20 protein-coding genes, 1 tRNA gene and 3 pseudogenes are annotated in these 14,646 nt (G+C 36.1%); 2 read left to right on the top strand and 22 right to left on the bottom strand.

The features are described from left to right. Nucleotides 1–63: 63 nt before the first annotated feature. A complete protein-coding gene (locus BK127_RS44215) occupies nucleotides 64–231 on the top strand; it encodes a hypothetical protein (RefSeq protein WP_179097744.1) in 168 nt (55 codons plus the stop codon). Nucleotides 232–304: 73 nt separating this feature from the next. Here the strand turns inward: BK127_RS44215 and BK127_RS37635 are convergent, their stop codons facing one another. From BK127_RS37635 to BK127_RS37675, 9 genes are all read right to left on the bottom strand, one after another. Next, a complete protein-coding gene (locus BK127_RS37635; RefSeq protein WP_076237822.1) occupies nucleotides 305–595 on the bottom strand; it encodes an alpha/beta-type small acid-soluble spore protein in 291 nt (96 codons plus the stop codon). Between the two features lie 179 nt (nucleotides 596–774). Further along, a tRNA-Gly gene (locus tag BK127_RS37640) sits at nucleotides 775–845 on the bottom strand. Between the two features lie 316 nt (nucleotides 846–1,161). Continuing rightward, the gene (locus tag BK127_RS37645; protein ID WP_076237823.1) at nucleotides 1,162–1,731 is read right to left on the bottom strand and encodes a hypothetical protein; all 570 of its coding nucleotides are present in this window, start codon (nucleotides 1,729–1,731) and stop codon (nucleotides 1,162–1,164) included. A gap of 83 nt (nucleotides 1,732–1,814) precedes the next feature. Beyond that, nucleotides 1,815–2,231 (bottom strand): hypothetical protein, encoded by a 417-nt coding sequence (locus BK127_RS37650; RefSeq protein WP_076237824.1) that lies wholly within the window; start codon nucleotides 2,229–2,231, stop codon nucleotides 1,815–1,817. 75 nt (nucleotides 2,232–2,306) lie between these two features. Further along, a complete protein-coding gene (locus tag BK127_RS37655; RefSeq protein WP_445667542.1) occupies nucleotides 2,307–2,615 on the bottom strand; it encodes a DUF7660 family protein in 309 nt (102 codons plus the stop codon). Nucleotides 2,616–2,627: 12 nt separating this feature from the next. Continuing rightward, nucleotides 2,628–3,020, bottom strand: a complete 393-nt coding sequence (locus tag BK127_RS37660) for a hypothetical protein (protein WP_076237825.1) — start codon at nucleotides 3,018–3,020, stop codon at nucleotides 2,628–2,630. 51 nt (nucleotides 3,021–3,071) lie between these two features. Next, nucleotides 3,072–3,851 (bottom strand): APH(3') family aminoglycoside O-phosphotransferase, encoded by a 780-nt coding sequence (locus BK127_RS37665; protein WP_076237826.1) that lies wholly within the window; start codon nucleotides 3,849–3,851, stop codon nucleotides 3,072–3,074. Between the two features lie 21 nt (nucleotides 3,852–3,872). Beyond that, on the bottom strand, nucleotides 3,873–4,247 hold the full coding sequence (locus BK127_RS37670) for a hypothetical protein (protein ID WP_076237827.1): 375 nt from the start codon (nucleotides 4,245–4,247) through the stop codon (nucleotides 3,873–3,875). Between the two features lie 33 nt (nucleotides 4,248–4,280). Beyond that, entirely contained in the window at nucleotides 4,281–4,727 is a 447-nt protein-coding gene (locus tag BK127_RS37675; protein WP_076237828.1) for an HAD domain-containing protein, read from the bottom strand. A 387-nt stretch (nucleotides 4,728–5,114) separates the two neighbouring features. On the opposite strand from BK127_RS37675, the gene BK127_RS37680 reads away from it, so the two are divergent. Further along, nucleotides 5,115–5,492, top strand: a complete 378-nt coding sequence (locus BK127_RS37680) for a VOC family protein (RefSeq protein WP_076237829.1) — start codon at nucleotides 5,115–5,117, stop codon at nucleotides 5,490–5,492. A gap of 112 nt (nucleotides 5,493–5,604) precedes the next feature. Here BK127_RS37680 and BK127_RS37685 read toward each other — a convergent pair. The 13 genes and pseudogenes from BK127_RS37685 to BK127_RS42780 all read right to left on the bottom strand — a co-directional run bounded on the left by BK127_RS37685 (nucleotide 5,605) and on the right by BK127_RS42780 (nucleotide 14,606). Next, nucleotides 5,605–6,257, bottom strand: a pseudogene (locus tag BK127_RS37685) (recombinase family protein). A gap of 139 nt (nucleotides 6,258–6,396) precedes the next feature. Then, nucleotides 6,397–6,693: a stalk domain-containing protein gene (locus tag BK127_RS37690; protein WP_076237830.1), complete on the bottom strand. Its 297-nt coding sequence runs from the start codon at nucleotides 6,691–6,693 to the stop codon at nucleotides 6,397–6,399. Between the two features lie 327 nt (nucleotides 6,694–7,020). After that, nucleotides 7,021–7,917: a hypothetical protein gene (locus BK127_RS37695; protein WP_076237831.1), complete on the bottom strand. Its 897-nt coding sequence runs from the start codon at nucleotides 7,915–7,917 to the stop codon at nucleotides 7,021–7,023. Next, the gene (locus BK127_RS37700; RefSeq protein WP_076237832.1) at nucleotides 7,901–8,296 is read right to left on the bottom strand and encodes a hypothetical protein; all 396 of its coding nucleotides are present in this window, start codon (nucleotides 8,294–8,296) and stop codon (nucleotides 7,901–7,903) included. Before BK127_RS37700 ends, BK127_RS37695 begins: the two co-directional genes overlap by 17 nt. Before the next feature lie 243 nt (nucleotides 8,297–8,539). Further along, nucleotides 8,540–9,307 carry a P-loop NTPase family protein gene (locus tag BK127_RS37705; protein WP_179097745.1) on the bottom strand — a complete coding sequence of 256 codons (768 nt, stop codon included), beginning with the start codon at nucleotides 9,305–9,307 and terminating at the stop codon, nucleotides 8,540–8,542. A gap of 31 nt (nucleotides 9,308–9,338) precedes the next feature. Next, a complete protein-coding gene (locus BK127_RS42775; RefSeq protein ID WP_083689886.1) occupies nucleotides 9,339–9,881 on the bottom strand; it encodes a hypothetical protein in 543 nt (180 codons plus the stop codon). A 42-nt stretch (nucleotides 9,882–9,923) separates the two neighbouring features. After that, nucleotides 9,924–10,327, bottom strand: a pseudogene (locus BK127_RS37715) (GNAT family N-acetyltransferase). A gap of 54 nt (nucleotides 10,328–10,381) precedes the next feature. After that, a complete protein-coding gene (locus tag BK127_RS37720) occupies nucleotides 10,382–10,639 on the bottom strand; it encodes a hypothetical protein (protein WP_179097746.1) in 258 nt (85 codons plus the stop codon). A 58-nt stretch (nucleotides 10,640–10,697) separates the two neighbouring features. Continuing rightward, nucleotides 10,698–11,183, bottom strand: a complete 486-nt coding sequence (locus BK127_RS37725; RefSeq protein ID WP_256711615.1) for a barstar family protein — start codon at nucleotides 11,181–11,183, stop codon at nucleotides 10,698–10,700. Between the two features lie 43 nt (nucleotides 11,184–11,226). Further along, a pseudogene (locus tag BK127_RS37730) lies at nucleotides 11,227–11,507 on the bottom strand (CPCC family cysteine-rich protein). A 32-nt stretch (nucleotides 11,508–11,539) separates the two neighbouring features. Further along, entirely contained in the window at nucleotides 11,540–12,310 is a 771-nt protein-coding gene (locus BK127_RS37735) for a tetratricopeptide repeat protein (RefSeq protein ID WP_076237835.1), read from the bottom strand. A gap of 43 nt (nucleotides 12,311–12,353) precedes the next feature. Continuing rightward, nucleotides 12,354–12,845: an SMI1/KNR4 family protein gene (locus BK127_RS37740; protein ID WP_076237836.1), complete on the bottom strand. Its 492-nt coding sequence runs from the start codon at nucleotides 12,843–12,845 to the stop codon at nucleotides 12,354–12,356. Nucleotides 12,846–13,233: 388 nt separating this feature from the next. Then, a protein-coding gene (locus BK127_RS42780; protein ID WP_144026679.1) for an IS1182 family transposase occupies nucleotides 13,234–14,606 on the bottom strand; the annotation gives its coding sequence in 2 pieces (ribosomal slippage) (nucleotides 13,234–14,027 and nucleotides 14,027–14,606; 1,374 coding nt in all). Nucleotides 14,607–14,646: the final 40 nt, after the last annotated feature.

Here is a 14,646-nt window from a genome sequence, read left to right on the forward strand (position 1 = left end):
ATCCGCTAATATTGTGGATGGAGCATCCTGTTTAGGAAACCCTAACCGTAAGGGGGTGACTTTATGACAGGCAGAAACAATAAACCGGATAATGACGGATCTGCAAGCAATCCGAGTCGGCTGGATCAGTTTGGAGATAAACTTTCCTCCCATAACGAGGAGGAGTTTCGTTCAGCCGTTGACTTGAACACAGAGCAGAATTGTGAAGTTGAAGAACAAGAAAATCAGTAATGACTGTATGATTTCAAACAAAAAGAGGATCGCGACGAGCTCCGGTCCTCTTATATATATTAAGCATGGAATTTTATTTGTTCTGATTGTTGTTCATAAGCTGCTGTTGTGCCAATAAAATCATTTCACGAACCATCGATCCGCCAATTTGTCCCCCAATTTTACCAGCCTGCTCTGTTGATAAATGTCCATTACGTCCTGTTGTGAGCGGGATCCCCAAAGACTGGGCAACCTCGTACTTCACATTTCCAGGTTCATTCATATTAACCGAATACCCCTTTCGTTGCATAACCTCACCCTTGAATCGCTCAACAGCTTGTGAAGCCTGGGGCACGATCAGATTGCGTCCTCTTCGTCTGGCCATATCGACATCTCCTTAGTTGGAATGGTTTACGCGTATTATCCTTAGATTGGACTATATAAGCTCTTCCTATGCTTCGCATATTGAAAGAATGAACCTTCCTGCATGTATAACGTGTCGATAATTCATGAAGGAAAATAAATAAACAAAAAACCCTTAAGTATCAAGGGTTTACAGTGGTAAGCGGGTGAAGGGAATCGAACCCTCGCCTCGAGCTTGGGAAGCTAGCGTTCTGCCATTGAACTACACCCGCATGAATGATATCCAAGTCAATGTCGTGTTACCTGCTCATTGATTATAAAGCGTTTTATTGCGATTGTCCAGTAGGGTTTAGCTTGAGACAGCTTGTTGTTCAGCTTTTGCATCAAGCTTCCTTACTCTCCAATATCAAGCGCACTTTTCGATTCGGTAAAGGTTGTAAAAAAACTAGTAGAATCAAAGCTATTTCGTCATTTCCTACTGTCCAGTGGTCACTTTGAAATATAAAGTTAGTGGTCTACAATGGAAAAAATAACCTACAACGTCTATTGTATGCGTGAAAATTATTCATTCGAATCACTTCAATTTAGTCATTTAATTTCCAGATTAATGAACAACAACTCAATGTCCTTGTTAATATCAGTTTTAAGGAGTTGACAGCCCTTTTCTTCATACTCAATTACATCAATATTGTTGTTGTTAAGTAAGTAATTTTTCAGAATCAAGAAGTTGGTTAAAGGGAAATCATGTCTATCCCAACATTTCTTGAAACCAATAATTCCATGAGTTTTAATGAGCATATCCAATTCTTGAACAACAACATAAACCAAATCAACAATGTCACAATGTGCATCTATCTCAATCATTGGATCAAGTCTTTGATGAATATCTTTGTATGCAACAATATTAATATGAATAGTTTTACAGTTTTGTCTAGTTAATGTCCACTGAGTACCTGCTGGCTCTTCGTACCATTCAAATGTGTTTGAAGTTTTCAGCTCATCCTCAGGCACACAACTTGGAATTACACTTACCAGCACATCTAAAAAATCTTTCAATGCATTTGTCATATAGCTTGTTGTAAAATAGCAGATGTTTTCATTAATTTCAATACATCCATCAGCCCAACCTAGTCCAGACAATCTATATTCAAATTTCATTGATTTATCGCCCACCTTTATTCATTCTTCAGTCGCGTATCTTGTGCCTCTAAATTCATTGGTCTCATAATAATCACTATCTATTATTGGTTGATTGCATAATATCTTTTATAAAAATTGATTACATTCTCTCTTGTGAAATTCACAAAATCATTGCTGCGTTCAGACTTTTCCAAATACTTGAGCTGGTCAATGGCATGTAAAGTATTAACGCTTTTCAGATGTCTCTTTGTTTCCTCTAATCCCGCTCCACAAAGCAATTGAACTTCAATATAGTTGCCTGCATCAAAGTTTTTCCTTTTCGCGCTCCATATTAGCAATGTATCTTCCACATGACCAAGAACAAATAATAAAATGCATATTGTTTTCATGTATTCATTGTCTTCAGAGTTTCGATTATTCACTTCGTAAATTAACAAAGAACGTATGCTCTCAATATGCTTTTGATCAGGTTCTAATCCATAAAATTTCAATATTTCCTCTGTACGATCTACTGTCACCAGGTCAGTCACTCCAATTTATTAAATTCTTAAATCATTTCGGCATTACGTTTCGGTAATAATCCTTTTCTAAGCCTATTCATATATACGAGCAGCCATTAGAATTTCACTAAATATTCGCCAAGATGGTTGTACTGGTATTTCAGTTCCTTTGCTAGTGTAATAACCATCCATATCTTCAACCCATGCTTGCATTGCTTCTAAAAAATCACTCAAAGCAATATTCTCCCATTGATCTCGATTATTAAGTAAATCATGCCTTAAAGCTTCGACAAAAGAGCAAAAATCTTCTCTTTCACTTATATTTTCCAATGATTCAAATTTTTTTTCGTAATCATTCACTGGTTCTAAGATAAAGGCTAACACAGACAATTCAAGCACCACCAAACATTTGATTTACAACATTTCAAATCCTTCATTATCATCAAACTTACTAAGATCAACGGTGATTTGCTCCAACAAGTCTTTCCCTTTGACCAAGAGCATAGTAAATGGGTTTATACTATCTTCGCTTATAATTACTTCGCATTTTAAGATTTCACAAAACTCGCCTATCATCGTTAAAGTATCTCTTGGAGCATTGCCGCTAAAATAGATACTTAATATTAAAGGGAAATCAGTATTACACTTTCTTGTTTCGCAAATGACTACAGCGTCAGAACTATCCATTAAAATCTCAATGCTTGGCGTAATCCTTAATTTGGAACAGCCAATCCCAAATATACAGCATAACCCATGGGAAAGTTCAGCTTTTGTTAGAATCCTATTAACAATAATATCTTGCCACATCCTAAGCGCTCCTCTATAGACACTTTGGCAATGAAATCCATGTATTATCAACTAGAAAAATTCATCAAGTAACTGATAGAAATAGATTTTGGATTCATCTAGTTCTTTAATACCATATTCATCGAGAAAATGCTGAACATGCTTCTTACCAAAGTTATATGTAATACTTCTAGCGGCTAATGCCAAATCTTGATACCTATCCGCAATTCCTGCTCTGCCCCAATCTATAACACCACTAAATCTATCATTGTCGATGATGATATTTGGCAAGCAATAATCTCCATGTGTAAACACCAAATCTTCCATCATAGGTCTTTTGAATAATAACTCTTTAAGCAGATCTTCTGGAGATAAGCCAAGTCTAATTTGGTCAAAGTCTTCTTCGTCAACAAGTTTGTTTTGCACCCTTTTTCTTGCTTCCTCAATTTTGCTTTCCAATCTCTGATTAAATGGGCAGTTATCTATTTTAACTTCATGAACTTCTCTTAATCCAGCAGCCAACTGCTTCATTATTGCTGATGATGTCATTTCGAATGATTTATCAGAAGCATTTACTCCTGCAATCTCCGTTATTAGCAGATATTCATTTGTATAGTCTTTACCGTAATACAGAACTTCTGGGACAGAAAGTTTGCCTTGTAACCATTCCAATCGATTTTTCTCATTCAATAGGCTTTCAATGGCGGTGAGGGATTGAATTTTTAAGTAAAGATTAACTGAAGTGCCTGTCAGTAAGTATGTTTTAGATTCTGAATGACCAATAGTAATTCTTCTCCATGTATATCCGTTTGAAATTTTAGATAAGTTCTCTGGTAGTATATATTCCTGCATTATTGTCCCCTCACTTTATTGTTACTCTTTCGTTTGTGATAATGGTGGATTCTCCATCCAATCCTCAATAATATCTCTTATTTCATACCTATCTCTGGTACATTTTTCTCGAATTACTTCCCAATATTCACTAACATAGACTTGTTTAAGATTATACTGACCAATTACTTGACCATCTGGATACCATCCCAAGTCTATTATCGATTTACCTTGTTTGGGTATTATCCAATCTCCATCTTCAAGTTTCATCTGAACTATCTGTAAAATATCTTCGGTGAAATACTCCCAGTTATCTAGAAAACCATCATCACTTTTACAAGATATTGGATCAATATCAGTAAATTTATTAAAGCAGATAGCATAGCCCATTGGAATCCTCAAGGGTACTAGTGACATAGCATAACCTCCTACTCACAATCTTTCCTTCGTTCATTGTTTGTTCATCATTAATCTGTTTATTACATCATCTTTTACGCTTTCCGTTATTCCAGTTCTAAAATCAGTTACCACAAGGAAAGGTTCCAATTCACCCATCTCTTCCTCATCGTCAATAATAACGAATCCTTCGAGATCATCAAAAGCGTCCAAGTATGTCTGTATTTCAATTCCTCTGATTGTTTCATCGTTGAACGAAGGTGTCACTCCAATTACACAATCCTCTAGACCATTAGCTCTAAATATAGATTGTAATTGAGTTAAGGTCCTGCCTTCTCTCCAAGATGAAGAAATGACTATTTTCGCTTTAGTCGCTGTAAGGATTTCAATAAATTTTCGAACGCAGTTTGGGTCAAATGTATGTCCAAAATACTTGTCACTTGGTATTAAAGAGTTAGATGTTACTAATACCCCATCGATATCTAAAAAGATTAATTTCAAGCAATCAACACCCCGAGTATAATAATTTGCTCGATCCAAATATGCTCCAATGATGGATCAGAGACCACTGGTTCATATATCCATATCAATTCCCTTTTTATACCTATTGTACCATTTGGCGTATCGCTGTAGTTGATAATATTATCGTTCTTTTCAAAATACAGCGCGGCGATTTGCAGTGCCTATACCCTGCTACAATATACTCTTTTGCTACATAGTAATAACCCATCCCCCTTTCCCCTATATAATAAGTCTATTTCCTTAAATATTGTTGCTTTCAGTTAGAGTAAAAAGAACTGGATTTTTATTGAGATTTACTATAAAATGGAACTATATTATGAAACGAAGTTTCATTATACGAAACAAAAAAAAGGGGGGAGGGATTATATGACTTACAATTTCTATGGTCTTGACCACGTACAACTGGCAGCCCCAGAAGGATGCGAAACAGAGGCTCGGAATTTTTTCAATAATTTATTGGGTTGGACGGAGATTCCAAAACCTGAAACTCTAAAAAAACGTGGTGGCGTTTGGTTCCAATGCGGCACCCATCAAGTACACATCGGAGTACAAAAAGACTTTGTTCCCGCTACAAAAGCTCACCCAGCTTTTCACGTACAAAATGTTGATTCATTGCGTGAATATTTACTTCAAAAAAATATCCAAGTGATTGATGATGAGGCGCGAGCTGATGAAGGTGTAAAACGCTTTTATTTGAACGATCCTTTTGGAAATCGACTTGAGTTTTTAGAATGGCTTTCATAAGCATACGAGCTTATTTTCTTGTTTGAAAGTTTTTATCGTTGTAAAGTGTTGGCTTTTTGCATGAATAAGTTTGTTACTATATATAACAACTCTTGTTTAAGAGTAACAAACTTTAAGAAAAGAGCCTAAAATAAAAAAAGCATCCGTTATATCGGGATGCTCTCTCCTGCTCATATTCGTTTGTTCTTCTATAAAACAGTATTAGGTTTCATATCAGCTCTACGCATTGCCTCTACCGCGGTAATACTTCCAGTTTTCCATTCCTTTAAACAACAATAAACTCATTGCTAATTTCACGTTTTGGTCTACCAAACTTAACTCCGCTCGCCTTAGCGGTGGCTATTCCTTCCATTTGCCTTCTATTGATTTTTTCCTTTTCTCTTTCAGCCATATACGACAATAATTCTAATACAATTGTGGATATTACCTTTTCCAATCCATTCTTGTATTGCCTGGTATCTAGAATCGGCATATCCAAGATCACGATGTTTGCTCCAATATCTTAAGTAACTTGCTTCCATTCTTTTTTTATCTCTTCCGCATTTCTTCCCAATCTATCCAGTTCTTTAATAAAAAGTATATCGCCTTTTCTCAAAACCAACTTTAATGCTTGGTATTTGGTCGGTCAAAATCATTACCGCTTTGCTTGTCTATGTAAAGATCACGTTCTTGAATGTCTAAACCTTTCAATGCTTCAATTTGTCTTGCTTCATTTTGCTCTTTCGTTGAAACACGTATATAGCCAAAGTTCCGTATCTCTCCCATTTGACTCTCACCCTTCGATTGGTTTCCAGTATACTAGCATGTTATTTCGAAACATACCAGTTTTATTTGAAATATTTCAAATATGGAAACCCCACCTTTTGAAAGGCGAGCAAGAGTGCCTCCCAATAAATAATAAATTCTAGAAGTCGGTTCCTTCTATTCTTTTTCCAAGTTGAACCACGCTGTAATCACCGTCCCAATTAATAGGTACGCCAAGGAGATCAGCAACTGCACGCAAAGAGACATATGTACTTCCATCAACAATAAAAGGTTTATTTTCAGTTGGTGTTTTATCAATCCCATTCAGAAATATTTTGACACCATAATAAGCATCCAATCTCACAGCTTCTGATGCTGCATAGGAGATACCTCCAAAGAACATCGCTCCTAAAATAAATCCATATGAAACTAATTTCAAATTTTTAATTTTGCTCAAAATAATTTCCCCCTAATAGCTTAGTGTTAAATTTATCCAGATATTTATAAACTCCTTCCAAAACAAAAACTATATGCTCGGATGTATTTATACAAGTTCCATATTTTGTGTAGATGTCTGACTCCTTTTTTAAAATCAATTGGGTAGCTATTCAAAGAATGGGAGAGTAGTCGCAACGAGCGCCAAAAGACGTTGATACTTCAAACTGGAATCTAGTGCGAAGTTCCACATTAAATTAATTTGTTAAGTGTAAGAAACCGCTCTGATTCCATAATTTTTATTTTGCGATTTACGTTCACTATCCCTGCCGCTCACGATCAACATTAGTTAAGAAGATATTGATTTGAAATATGTATTAATAAAATTCAAGAATCCTCTTACACAAATCGCTTTAAACTGTTCATACGTTAATTTTACTTCGTATACCCTTCTCAACCCATTTAATTTCCCATCCCTTTTTAGTTTTACTTCCCTCTGGTTCTCAGCCACAGTTATTGTATTTAACATCGCTGTATCGCTATCTGTAAAATGGAATCCCCAATAATCGCCTTCGTGTGCAAATATGTTTCGTAATTCGTTTATTACCCTTGCGAATATTTCCATATTTATTTCCGTGTTCCATCTATCGTTGTTGGTTTGTTTGTATTCACCTACAGTTTCGTTAAATTTATACCTATCATCACCAAGACTTCTTCTAATATTATCTATAATAAACTGGGCATCTGCCTCTTCGATATATGTATTGAAAAAGTCAATAATTATCATTGATTTGCTATTCATTTCTATGTCAGCCAATGAATATAAGGTTTCTATACATACAACAAAGTAGAATATCTTTAAAGAATGCTTCCCTTTGCGTATGACATCCATATCGTCTGCAAGGGATACTAATCGCTCGACACTATTAATCATTCTCCGAGGACTATTGTTGCTTCTAAACTTTAAAATGTTAGTAATGAATGCTACTAATTCCGACTTTTCTTCTACATAGTTAGTAAAGAACTCTACTAGCCGCGGCAATAGATCATCATCGTTTACTGCTGTTATGAATTGAAAGTAAAGTTCCATTTGCGCTTCACTATCATTTGAATCCATAAGGATAAATACTTCTTCTTCTTTTAAACTTAACTTTTCTATGAAATATGACAATGGCACTTGAATTTCTTCCAAAACCTTACGCAATTCAAACATAAGCACCCACCCAATATTAATAATTCCAGCCATATTCTAACTTAGTATTCGTCTGGAGAACGAATTGCCCCCATGTTATACCTGTAATTTTGGAGCTGTTACTTATCCCCTCGAAAGACCATACAATTTCATTTGTCCAAGGATCTTTGCCTTCTTTAGGGCTATATACAGTCCAGCATGTCCCAATTGAATTAACTAGTAGTAATGTTGTCAATACGGCTTGACTAATTTCTAAATGATCTATATATTCTGTTACAAATTTTGCTTCAAATAATGATTTATCCTCTAATCTCCCATAGGTCTTTTCTTTAATTTGCAGGCGGGTTGCATTTTCAAATTGCTTGAGCAGCTTGTCAGCTTTAATTTCATTTTTCACTCTCAAAAATAAATGCCATTTGATTTGGAAGTACATATACATCACCTTCACTCAGATTTTTACCAAATCCATGGTTTATGCTGACGCAGATATAATTTCAACATTAACTCCGCAGTAAGTCCTCGATTGTTTGTTGACCAAGAGTTATTAATTTAAATTTATATATTGGTTATGCGTGAATGTTATCAGTAACCTCTACAATTCCTAACCAGCGGCAAGGCAAATGAGCAACAAGAAACCACAACACGATGGTTAATCGCCCTGTGATTCCAAGAGACTCTATACATTACGAATTATCTTTTCATCTGGGTGTATGATCTCTATCGTTTCATCAACAAGTCCCTGTATGACATCAAGTCTGCTCGTTGGTAAAAGAACAATTGCTCCTGCTTCTTTAAGTACTTCATTGATCAACTTAATCCGTTCATATAAGTAGGTATTGATCAAACCAGGATTGAGCCAAGGATAGCCAAAAACTAACTTACCATGAGCCAGACCAATGGCTGCAGAAGCATTCCATCTTTCATTACTTATCATTTCAATATTCCTGTCTAATCTTGAAGGTGATAGCTGGAATCGTTCTATCAAACGATCTATTTGGTCATTCTGCCCACTCTTTAATTGCTTGATAATTGATGGTATCTTAAAGGTAAACCATCTATTTTTATTTATTCCTTCACCTATATACCAGCCCAACTCAGCTAAATCAGTTTTACTCAATATCTTTCCATTGAAGTTTATTTCTCCTTGATATCCATGAATGTTACGTCCAGCCAAAATATATGAGAGTGTCCAGCCACCAGATCCACATTCCCCTATAAGCCCGTATGCCTTACCACCGACAAAAGATGCAGTGAAGTCATGGCAATGATCTCTCATAGCACCATACCCTTTTAAAGAAGGATCACTAACTGCACTGACATTCTTTACTTCTATTTTGACTAAATCCGCGGTCAGTATCACACTTAAAGACCCCAATTCTGGTATATTTGAAATTGGAATATAGTTTAAAGCTTGTGCATAGAAACCTTGTAAAGATTGGAGCAATAAATCATGCAGGTTACCACTACATGTTCATTCAGAAAATTATTGTAACCTCAACATCATTCCAAATGTCTTTTAAGTGTTTACCATCAATCATTCCCTTTTGAAGCAATTCAATATGATCTGTGAGAGATTGATAATCACCATTGAACTCCGATAAATACGTACCTCTACTGTTATGACTAATTGAATATTCCTTGCCCAAGTATTTGAAGTGAAACTCATGTCCATTGTATAAGTCTCGCACTAATTCCTCAAATGAATAGGACATATTTCCTTCACTGACAGGGTACTTCCATAGGCTTGGAATAACACGGTAAGAACTTTCAGCATATCCAATAGCTTGTTTCAATGATTCATGTAAGGTATCACTTATTACGTTCCATTCACTATCACATGAGAATACATAATATCTATTGTCAGCATCATAATTTGCTACCGCTAACCCAGTAATAACTACATCGTATGTAACTCCATCTTCTTCTTCATAATGAACAATGCCAAAATTATTGGATTCATCATTAGATGTATATGCTATAACTTTTGCTCCATCAAGTTTCTCAGGTGGCTTTATCAAAAAAAACTCCTTATTTAAGTTTATTTATATTACAAATCGCCTTTATTCTATGGGAGTGACACGAAACATCCCTGTTAATTCAGAATATTGCTTAAACCCATATTGTTTGTACAAAGATATAGCCTCATTTGAAGAAAAAATGCCACAAATGACTTATCTGGTGCATTGTTATTTATATAATCCATAAGATGATTCATGATTTTTTTTCCTATACCTTTTTTCTGGTGTTTCGATATTACCACTATGTCTTGAAGATAGAAATATATAAATCCATCTCCAACAATACGCCCCATACCTATTATTTCATTTTCACATTCAACAACCACACCATACAAAGAATTTGCTATAGATTGTTCAGCCACATCAAAGTTCATAAACTCTTTCCAACCTACATCTATACATAAGGATTGATATTCTTGAAGGGTAGGTTTACGTTCTATTATCACATAATCACTTGACAAATGATCTTCCCTCCTTTATTAATTTCTAAATTCGCATTTTTAGGAAATATCAAATTGCTCATTTACTTTCAGCTCTCCGTGTATAGTTTGAACAACTTTTTTAATATACCTCTTACTGTATTTACTACATAAAATAGCAACAGACTGCTCCATTTCCCAATCCTCCTTCTTTAGATTTTGCTCAATTACTGCAACCTCCTTAAGTAGTTTCTTTATTGTTTCGACAGTTTCCATTTCGTCAAATAACTTAATGAGGTCTGTAAATGACAATTGAAGTACATCTCGATATTGATTCATAAAGTATGTAAAGATAGGCATATTCTTAACTCCCGCTTAAATTAAAATCGCACTTTCTTTAAATCCCTCTGCTTTTATCAAGCCATTCCTCATTATTCCAAAGTACAGGCAAGGCTCCCAATGATTTAATATTCATCTTGGGGTCATGAGAATGTATAAAAGCAATTAACTTTTTTCGATTCCCTACGAGCAATCTCCACGAATTATCTTGAATAATGCCTAATACATGGTAAGCTGTGTCCTTACATCTTTCATTAAATTTATCGAAGTTCTTAAATATTAAAACCATACCTTCATTATCAGGAACAATATCTGAAAGGCAATCATTGAAGGCAGCTAAGTTCATTCCATAATAATCTGGAAATCCTAAAGTCTCACCTAATTCCTTTAGACAAGTGTTTCTATCCCAACATTCACAATCAAAGTGGTATAAATCGAATCCTTCTTTACTTATGGTTTCAATGTAGTTCTCCAATATACTTTGTCGCCAAAACTTTATGATAGAGCCGTTGACCATTATAGACTTCCATAATAAATGTTCCATTTAATCATCCAATCCTATCTTCTTAATAAACTCTTTCTTTCATTCATTCTTTATCTAGTAGTGGTATCCAACTCAGATCACGTTCACCTATTTCAGATGGAATCCTAACAAATTCTTTACATCGTCCCTTACATGCCCCAAATTCTAAGAAATATCTTTGTCCTTTTCTTAGTGATACTTCATTTGATCCACCTTCGTAGTCAGGATCATGAAATTGTACTAATCATCATGCCAAAAGCATATTTCACAAATTAAATCAGTCCCAGGTGGTTGTTCATCTAGTGTCTTATAGCCACAACAAGGACAAGTATATTTTTCACTCATATCTTCCCACCTTTTATGTTGATGTTGTAACATCAACTACTCTCATTTAAGCGTTTACCAATCGCTTTTACTCCCTCTGAAACCCTCTGGTTATTTGGGTCAATCTCCAAAATCTTATTAAGCCACTTAAGAGCATTTTGGTAATCCTTCAACATAAAGTAAGCATATGCAATTTCATTCATGTTTTCTGTATTATTTGGGTTATATTCATAAAGTTTTTGAAAGCAAGGGATAGCTTTGTCAAATTGCTTTAACGAGCATAACACTAATCCTTTGTTCCACAACGCATCAAAACACTCATTATCGTTCTGATATGCCAAGTCAAACTCTCTTAGGGCTTTCCCTATATCCTCTAATTTCCAATACATCCTCCCTAAATTCAAATGGGCTTCAGCTTGTTCATCATTAATTTCTAATGACTTTTGGTAAAAATTAATTGCTTGCTCATAGTCCTTTATCTTTTCGTAATAAACTCCAAGATAAAAATGAGCATCTTCACTATTGGGGTTTGCCATTATTGCCCTGTTAAAACAAGTAGAGGCTTCCGTAATATTACCAAGTATCAAGTAGGCACGGCCTTTATTAAACAAAAATCTTTCCCATGTAGGGCTTATGTTTAATGCTTTGTCCAACAGCTCTATTGCCTGTTGTGAATTACCTAATTGTATTTGGCAACACGCCATATAATTAAGGAAATCAGATTCGTTTTCTTCATCATTAACATAAGCTAACTCAAATTTTTCGTATGCTTCCTGATATAGTCCATTGGCATACAGTTCATCGCCTTGTTCAAATAAGTTCAATTATCTTCCACCTTTAAGTAAAATCGTGCTGTCATGTACGTTCTTAAACAACAACATCATAAGCATCGCCTAATGAAACAAAATCATTTTCTAGCCAGTACCACCTATTTCCATCATTCTCTATAAGCTGCTTAAGTAAATCTATAAACGAATTTGCTATAACTGGGCAATCGCCTATCACGCCATGTCTATCCCAAAAACTATCATAGCATTTCCCTAATCTTTCGATTTGTAGGTCTATGGTCAGATAATCTCCATTATCATCTTTTGCAATGGTATACCACGTAGATGAAATATCATCTTCGCATTTTTCACCAACAATAACTTGATTAGCTAATACAAAATCACTGGGAGAAACAATGGAAATCGAATAATCACCTTTTGTAAAAAGGTTTACTCCTCCACAAAACTTATAAAAATCAGTCAGATCAGAAGGCAATAGAAATCCTTCTTCTAAAATAGGAAGTCCACTTGGTGAATGAACAACACAATCAGGAATGGCTTTCAGTTTAGTTAACAAGCTTTCGATGTTCATCTATTCCATGTACCTCACATTTGTTTTAAAAATTATTATTTTGTTGATCTTTGTGCTTTGTGCCATCCAATCATATTGCAGCTAATCACTAAATAACTTTGAAGACAGACCTGTTCATGATCTTCAACGCTCCAAGGATTCATTCGAGTCCATATTTCATCTGTGAAGTATTCCAAAATGATATATGCTCCTATTCCCTTTTTATTCCTATTGTACCATTTGACGCGTCATTATACTTGATAATTGTTGGTTTTAAGCCCCCACCCCTTATACTCAAAAAAAAAGCATCTTTAATCAAGATGCTCAGCTTGTCGAGAAACCCGGACATTTTAAAAATACCGGGTTTCTCTTTTTGTTTTGCACGTATCAAATCGAGAAATCGAGGGCGCTACCCCCGTCTTTTCAGGCGATCCAGATGGATCGCCATCTTCTTCATGTTCTGCACGGCTGCGGTCATCAGTGCCTGTTCTCTGACGTTGGCCAGTCCGCGCAAACGGCAATAGCGAAACCCATGGAGCTCTTTAGCATCCGCGAAGCTTCGCTCTATCGTCTCTTTTCGTTTGCGGTATAACTGTTTGCCTGATTTGCTCAATCGGTTATTCCGTACCCACTCCTTGCTGTCTTCCCAGACATGTCGGGTTACCACCTTCCGGTGGTTTCGGGAATGTGTACATTGGTTTAACAGTGGGCAGCTCTTGCAATGCAGCGGATCGGAAGCATATTGCCGGTACCCCTTGCGATCTGTGGTTCGGTAGTTCAATTCGTAGCCTGTCGGACAAATATAGAGATTTCGTTCTACATCAAACGCAAACTTCCATTTTGGAAACAAACCTTGCTTGGGATGAAATCGCCGGTGGGCAATGACTGCAAAAATTTTCCGGCTTTGTAGTCCTCGGCAAATGGGTGTGGTTAAATAACCCGAATCCAACGCAACAGCTTCGACTTTAAATCCAAAACGTTCTTGCTGACGATCCAAGCGCGACAAATACGGCACCGAATCATGGACATTTCCGGGTGTCACATGCACATCGGTAATGAGATTGTATTTAGTATCTACGGTGCGGTGATCCAAATAAAAGAAACCTTCCGGTTTGCCGTCCCGAATCATATATCCGCTATCGGGGTCCGTTTTGCTCACTTTAATTTCTTTCTCCTCGTTCACATCCTCTCTGGGTTTTAGAGCTTTTTTCCATTCTCTTTCCGGTCTTCCACTACGGCGGCATTGAGCTCGTCCACGTAATCTTTGGTATTCTGCAGCACTTGTTGTTTCGTATATTGGTGTTTGTTAGCATTGGCCTTGACATGTGTAGAGTCGGAAACCAGAACACGCCCACCGATCATTCGATGTGAAATGGCTTGCAGGACGATTTCATCAAAAATATCCTGAAAGATGTTCGTATCTTTGAAACGAGTTCGCCGATTCCAGCTTATTGTGGTATGGTCAGGGACCTTGTCGGTCAACCCCAATCCTAAAAACCAACGGTAGGCCATATTCGTCTGGATTTCTCGTTCCAATTGACGTTCGGAACGAATCCCGTAAAAGTAACCGAGAAAAATCATTTTAAATAAGATGACGGGATCAATGGCAGGACGTCCGTTATCCGCACAGTACAATGGCCGAACTTTTTCATCGATAAAGGAAAAATTGATATAGGTATCTACTTTGCGAAGCAAATGATCTTGGGGAACCAAATCTTCTATGGAAACAAATTCATACACTTGTTGTTTTTCTCGGTTAGAACGCAGCACGAAGAACACCATCCGTTCTATAATTAGTTACCTATATTATACAACATTAACG

It is taken from the genome of Paenibacillus sp. FSL H7-0331 (assembly GCF_001956045.1).

Excerpts from the sequence above, each read along its gene's own strand:
- BK127_RS37725 (WP_256711615.1), bottom strand. The coding sequence starts at position 11,183 with ATGGAACATTTATTATGGAAGTCTATAATGGTCAACGGCTCTATCATA.
- BK127_RS37695 (WP_076237831.1), bottom strand. The coding sequence starts at position 7,917 with ATGGCTGGAATTATTAATATTGGGTGGGTGCTTATGTTTGAATTGCGT.
- BK127_RS37740 (WP_076237836.1), bottom strand. The coding sequence starts at position 12,845 with ATGAACATCGAAAGCTTGTTAACTAAACTGAAAGCCATTCCTGATTGT.
- BK127_RS37645 (WP_076237823.1), bottom strand. The coding sequence starts at position 1,731 with ATGAAATTTGAATATAGATTGTCTGGACTAGGTTGGGCTGATGGATGT.
- BK127_RS37720 (WP_179097746.1), bottom strand. The coding sequence starts at position 10,639 with ATGAATCAATATCGAGATGTACTTCAATTGTCATTTACAGACCTCATT.
- BK127_RS37635 (WP_076237822.1), bottom strand. The coding sequence starts at position 595 with ATGGCCAGACGAAGAGGACGCAATCTGATCGTGCCCCAGGCTTCACAA.
- BK127_RS37700 (WP_076237832.1), bottom strand. The coding sequence starts at position 8,296 with ATGTACTTCCAAATCAAATGGCATTTATTTTTGAGAGTGAAAAATGAA.
- BK127_RS37680 (WP_076237829.1), top strand. The coding sequence starts at position 5,115 with ATGACTTACAATTTCTATGGTCTTGACCACGTACAACTGGCAGCCCCA.
- BK127_RS44215 (WP_179097744.1), top strand. The coding sequence starts at position 64 with ATGACAGGCAGAAACAATAAACCGGATAATGACGGATCTGCAAGCAAT.
- BK127_RS37660 (WP_076237825.1), bottom strand. The coding sequence starts at position 3,020 with ATGTGGCAAGATATTATTGTTAATAGGATTCTAACAAAAGCTGAACTT.
- BK127_RS37670 (WP_076237827.1), bottom strand. The coding sequence starts at position 4,247 with ATGTCACTAGTACCCTTGAGGATTCCAATGGGCTATGCTATCTGCTTT.
- BK127_RS37665 (WP_076237826.1), bottom strand. The coding sequence starts at position 3,851 with ATGCAGGAATATATACTACCAGAGAACTTATCTAAAATTTCAAACGGA.